Origin of the sequence: Halomonas sp. ND22Bw (assembly GCF_003011945.1) — a bacterium.
In the GTDB taxonomy this organism is placed as follows: Bacteria; Pseudomonadota; Gammaproteobacteria; order Pseudomonadales; family Halomonadaceae; genus Halomonas; species Halomonas halophila.
The window spans coordinates 1-519 of sequence record NZ_PXWD01000091.1; the positions used below are offsets into that span (position 1 = coordinate 1).

General features: G+C 66.5%; 1 pseudogene. It reads right to left on the reverse strand.

The features are described from left to right. Nucleotides 1-480, reverse strand: a pseudogene (locus tag CVH10_RS17100) (NADP-dependent malic enzyme); the annotation flags it as partial. Between the last annotated feature and the right edge of the window lie 39 nt (nucleotides 481-519).

The following is a 519-nucleotide window of genomic DNA, read 5'->3' on the forward strand; positions in this document are numbered from 1 at the left end:
GTGGAACACGGGGATCTTCATGCGCTTGCGCAGCTCGCGCTCGACGTAGAAGCACTCGGGGGCCTTGATGTCCTCGAGGTTGATGCCGCCGAAGGTCGGCTCCAGGGCGCAGACCACGTCGACGAGCTTGGCCACGTCGTTCTGCGCGACCTCGATGTCGAACACGTCGATGCCGGCGAACTTCTTGAAGAGGACGGCCTTGCCCTCCATCACGGGCTTCGAGGCGAGCGGCCCGATATCGCCCAGCCCGAGCACGGCGGTGCCGTTCGTCAGGACCGCGACGAGGTTCTGGCGGATGGTGAGGGTGGCGGCCTCCTGGGGATCCTCGTGGATCGCCATGCAGGCGGCGGCCACACCCGGCGAGTAGGCCAGGGCGAGGTCGCGCTGGTTGCCGAGCGGCTTCGTCGCCTGGATCTCCAGTTTTCCGGGGCGCGGCAGTCGGTGATAGACGAGCGCTCCCGACTTGAGATCGTCGGACATATTGTCGCCCATGGTCGTCCTCCTTGGGATTGCGCGCTG